At 70.0% G+C, this 4,711-nt stretch carries 6 protein-coding genes; 2 read left to right on the top strand and 4 right to left on the bottom strand.

Annotation, left to right across the window (positions count from 1 at the left end):
- A partial coding sequence (locus tag AB0C29_RS21870; RefSeq protein WP_360822873.1) for an ATP-binding cassette domain-containing protein occupies positions 1-536 on the top strand: 536 nt, incomplete at its 5' end.
- Positions 529-1,563 carry an ABC transporter permease gene (locus AB0C29_RS21865; protein ID WP_360822870.1) on the top strand — a complete coding sequence of 345 codons (1,035 nt, stop codon included), beginning with the start codon at positions 529-531 and terminating at the stop codon, positions 1,561-1,563. The genes AB0C29_RS21870 and AB0C29_RS21865, both read left to right, overlap by 8 nt.
- Before the next feature lie 8 nt (positions 1,564-1,571).
- Here the strand turns inward: AB0C29_RS21865 and AB0C29_RS21860 are convergent, their stop codons facing one another.
- The 4 genes from AB0C29_RS21860 to AB0C29_RS21845 form a co-directional block, all read right to left on the bottom strand.
- A complete protein-coding gene (locus AB0C29_RS21860; RefSeq protein ID WP_360822867.1) occupies positions 1,572-2,270 on the bottom strand; it encodes a FadR/GntR family transcriptional regulator in 699 nt (232 codons plus the stop codon).
- Positions 2,271-2,310: 40 nt separating this feature from the next.
- Positions 2,311-2,874: a hypothetical protein gene (locus AB0C29_RS21855; RefSeq protein ID WP_360822864.1), complete on the bottom strand. Its 564-nt coding sequence runs from the start codon at positions 2,872-2,874 to the stop codon at positions 2,311-2,313.
- Between the two features lie 131 nt (positions 2,875-3,005).
- A complete protein-coding gene (locus AB0C29_RS21850; RefSeq protein WP_360822861.1) occupies positions 3,006-3,653 on the bottom strand; it encodes a hypothetical protein in 648 nt (215 codons plus the stop codon).
- 114 nt (positions 3,654-3,767) lie between these two features.
- Positions 3,768-4,346, bottom strand: coding sequence for a dihydrofolate reductase family protein (locus AB0C29_RS21845; protein WP_360822858.1), 579 nt, complete (start codon positions 4,344-4,346; stop codon positions 3,768-3,770).
- Between the last annotated feature and the right edge of the window lie 365 nt (positions 4,347-4,711).

The raw sequence follows: 4,711 nt of genomic DNA, 5'->3' as shown, positions 1-4,711 counted from the left end.
GCAGCGTGCCGGACGCGCTCGCCGCCGGCGTGGGCCTCGTCCCGCAGGACCGGCACCGGCAGGGCCTGGTGCCCCTGCTGTCCGTCGCCGAGAACATCACCATGACCGTGCCCGAGCGGGTCGGCCGGCGCGGTCTCATCTCGTCGGCCCGCCGTGACGCCTTCGCCGGCCGGTTCATCACCGACCTGGCCATCAAGGCGTCCGGCCCGCAGGTGCCCGTCTCCGACCTCTCCGGAGGCAACCAGCAGAAGGTGGTCATGGGCCGGGCCCTGGCCGGCGATCCCAAGCTGCTGGTCCTCATCACGCCGACCGCCGGTGTGGACGTGCGATCCAAGCAGACCCTGCTCGGCGTGGTCGAGCAGGTACGCCGGCGCGGCACCGCCGTGCTGGTCGTCTCCGACGAACTCGACGATCTGCGCGTCTGCGACCGGGTCCTGGTCATGGTCCGGGGCCGGATCGTGCGGGACATGCCGTCCGGCTGGCGCGACAACGACCTGGTAGCCGCCATGGAAGGGGTCGATCTCGACCATGTCTGACACGCTCTCCGGCACCACCGCTCCCCCGGCCGCCCCGGCACAGCCGGCCACCCGCCGTACCGTCGCCCTGGCCCGGATGCGCGACCTCGCGCTGGTGCCGGCCATCATCGCGGTCGCCATCGTGGGTTTCATCGTCAGCCCGGTGTTCCTGCAACCGGACAACATCATCAACGTGCTGCAGAGCATGTCCGAGATCGCCATCGTCGTGCTGGCCGAGACCCTGGTGCTGATCGCCGGGAAGATGGACCTGTCGCTGGAGTCGACCTTCGGGCTGGCGCCGGGCGTCGCGGCCTGGCTGATCGTCGACCCGGCGGTGACCCACGGCCTCGGAGTGCACGCCGTGCCGGGCGCTCTCGCCGTCCCGCTGGTGCTGCTGACCGGCGCGCTGATCGGCGCCTTCAACGGCCTGCTGATCGTGCGTTTCGGGCTCAACGGCTTCATCGTCACGCTCGGCATGCTCATCGTCCTGCGCGGCCTGCTCACCGGCATCTCCGGCGGCAAGACCTTCTTCGCCCTGCCGGAGTCCATGACCTACCTCGGCTCCACGTCGTGGCTGGGCGTGCCCGCGTCGATCTGGATCACCCTGGCCCTGTTCGCCGTGGCCGTCGTGGTCCTCGGGTACACCCGGGCCGGGCGCTCGCTGTACGCGATCGGCGGCAACGTCGACGCCGCCCGCGCGGCCGGCATCCGGACGGACCGGGTCGTCTGGCTGACCCTGATCATCGCCGGCACGCTGGCCGCCCTGGCCGGCCTGCTGATCAGCGGACGGCTCGCGTCGGTCACCGCGGCGCAGGGCGACGGGGCGATCTTCCAGGTCTTCGCCGCGGCCGTCATCGGCGGCGTCAGCCTCAACGGCGGCAAGGGAACCGTCTTCGGGGCCTTCACCGGCGTGCTGCTGCTCTTCATGATCATCAACGTGCTGACGCTGGGCGGCGTGCCGGCCCAGTGGACCAACTTCCTCAACGGTGCGGTCATCCTGGTCGCGCTGGTCGTCTCCCGGATCACCGGCGGCAAGGCCCAGACCTGACCGCGACGCTACAGCTGCTGCCGCGGCGCGGCCGCCAATACCGTACGCAGCCACGACTCCGACGTGTTCACGTGGATCAGCGCGCTCGCCTGGGCCAGCAACTGGTCCCGGTCCCGCAGCGCCCGGTAGATCGCCTCGTGCTCGTTGAGCGTGACGTGCGCGGAGCCACCCTCGATCAGCCCCCGCCACACCCGCGCCCGCAGCGTCTGCCCCGAGAGCCCGTCGAGCAGCGAGGTCAGCGTCTCGTTGCCGGTGACCGCGATGACCGTACGGTGGAACGCGGCGTCGTACCGGATGAGCTGCTCGGCGTCCTCCGCCGCCCCCCGCATGTCCTCGAGGATCTCGCCCAGCCGGGCCACGTCGGCGTCGGTGATCCGCAGCGCGGCGACGCCGGTGGCCACCGGCTCCAGCATCCGGCGCACCTCCATGACCTCCAGCAGGGTGTCGTCGCGAAGCAGCTCGACGGCGACGCCCAGGCCTTCCAGCAGCAGCCGCGGCGCCAGGCTCGTCACATAGGTGCCGTCGCCGCGGCGCACGTCGAGCACGCGGGCCGCCTCGAGAACCTTGACGGCCTCCCGGACGCCGCTGCGGGACAGACCCATCTCCTGCGACAACTGCTGCTCGGTGGGCAGCCGGGCGCCCGGAGGCAACTCCCCCGACTGGATCAGCCCGCGGATCCGCGTGATCGCCTCGTCGGTCAGCGCCACCCGATCCCCCTGCCAGCCATGCGGCCGATCCTACCGAGCGCTAACCGCTGGTCCGGCGCAGATCCGGCAGAGTCACATCGACCGTGCCGGCGGTCACCAGCCCGTCGCCGATATGACCAGTCACGTCGTGCACGACGAAATGCTTTCCGAAATCCCGGGAATTCTCGAAGCTCGCCCAGAAGCGCACGTTTCCACCGGGCGCGGGCATGCGTAGCTGTTCTCCGGCGTGTCCCCGGCATTCGAAGTCGACCGGATGAAGTGTCTTGCCGTCACCCGCGCTGAACGACCGGGCCGGCACGACGACGACAAGGCTCTGCCCGTAACCGTCGACGACCTCGCCGGCCGGCGGGCATTCGATCAGCGGCGCCTTGTCCCCGGCCGGAAAGGAGAACTCGACCCGGACGCGCTCGTCCCGCACCACGATCTGGTCGAGCGTCACGCGGTGCCCCGCCATCGCGACCGACATCGGCAAGCCGGCGGCATAGATCCCGTCCGCCGGCGGCTTCGCCACAAAGGAATCCTCAATCTTGCTGTACACCGTGTTGAAAACATAGACGACCAGCAATATGGGAACAATGATGAGCGCGAGCTTGAGGCGGAACATGAAACTCCCGTCCGGCTGGATCGCGTGTGCGCCACCTCCCGATATCGAATCAGGATCGGTCACGCCGGCCGGTCAGCCATTCGTGCCGACCACAACGCCGATCATCGCGGCCCGGTCCGGATGCTCGGTTGTCAGTTGCCGTCCGGGTGGGCCCAGGGGTCGCTCGCCGGGATGCTGCCGGTGTGTGGTGGCAGGTCGCGCTGCGGTGTGCTTCCGCCGGTGGTGTCGTGACCGAAGTGCGGTGGGGGCGCCATGACCAGCACGTACTTGTTGCGCTGGACGGTCTCGAAGAAGCGGTTGGACGGCGGCAGGGCGAGCAGCACCAGGGCTCCCAGCGCGGCCAGGACGGTCAGCGCGTCGAGCAGGCCGGCGCTGATGCCGTACGCGGCCGGCATGAACCGTGCGACCGTGCCCTCGCCCGCGGAGCCGGACGGCGCGTGGATGGGGTCCGACAGGTTGCCGAGCCCTCCGCACACCAGGAAGATCCCGCCGAGCACGTACGTGGTCACCCGGGCGTTCTTGCGGCCGTCGCCGTTGAGCACGGCCAGCAGGGCAGCCCCGCCGACGAAGAAGATGTCGAGCGTCGCGCCGACGATGCTCCGGAATCCGGATCCCGTGTCGCCGGTGTAGGCGTCGCGGTAGACGCTCAGGTCGGTGTTGACGAAGACCAGCTCGAGGACGGCGGACAGCAGGGAGAGCCCCGCGACACCGAACAACAGCGCGGACGCGAACCGCACAGTGGTCGGTGACCGCGGGGGTACCGGTGGTGCCAGACGCATGCGAGACAAGGTAGTCGCTCGCGGCCGGACGCGGCGGGCCCGGCCGATGGCGCAGCCCGGGAAGGGCTCGGAGGGCACGATTTCGTGTTCATCCGTGACCCCGCCGGGACGCCGTCAGTGGGCGGTGGGCCGATAGACCAGTTCCTGGGTGTGGCCGTCGAGGGTCCGGCTCTCCAGCAGCTCGAGGTCGAAGTCGCCCGCCCCGCCGAGGATCGGGCTGGTTCCGGTCCGGCCGGAGATGACCGGGAAGATCGTCACCTGGATGCGGTCGACCAGGCCGGCGGCCAGCAGGGCCCAGTTCAGCGACAGGCTGGCCTGCGAGCGCAGCGGCACGTCCGACTCCTGCTTGAGCCGGGTGACGATCTCCACCGCGTCCCCGCTGACGATGGTCGCGTCCGGCCAGCCCAGGGTGTCCTGCAACGTCGACGAGATCACCGTGGCCGGCATGCGCATGGTGCGGACGTTCCACTCGTCGAGCGTGTGCGGATCGATGCCCGAGGACATGATCTCCGCGTTCTCCCGGAAGGTGGTGGCTCCGAAGACCATCCGCTGGTCGGTGCCGAACTGGGCGGCCCGGTGCGCGAGCAGTTCAGGGCCCTGCTTGCTCCAGTAGCCGCCCCAGTCCGCCCCCTCGGCGTACGAGCCGTAGCCGTCGAGGGTGGAGAACACGTCCCAGGTGTAGACAGCAGTCATGTCGGTTCCTCCTTGATTGGCAGTCTCACCCCCTCCACGAACACGCCGGTACCGATCCGACAGGACACGCGGCGCGAATTTTTGTGCGTTGACTCGTTGCCGTCAGATGCGTGGTCAGCGGACGCCCGGCGGCGTATGAACGGTTCCCGGTGCACGGTCGAGCCGGTGGGCCGGTGGCGGGTTGTTCGGCCGGCGGGTGCCCTTCGACCGGGAGCCCTTCGTCGTCGCGCTGGTCTGTCGCCCGCCGATCCGGCTACCGCTGAGGGTCGAGACCGATCAGTGGCGGGGCCGCCGCCGGATACCGCCCCACAAACCCGGTAAGCCCACAGGAAAGGGAAAGTAGCGCCCGGGGTGGTGGGCGGGGT

It is taken from the genome of Actinoplanes sp. NPDC048791, from assembly GCF_040650095.1.
Taxonomy (GTDB): Bacteria; Actinomycetota; Actinomycetes; order Mycobacteriales; family Micromonosporaceae; genus Actinoplanes.
The sequence above is the reverse complement of the archived record's forward strand: the minus strand, read 5'-3'. Positions and strand labels throughout refer to the sequence as shown.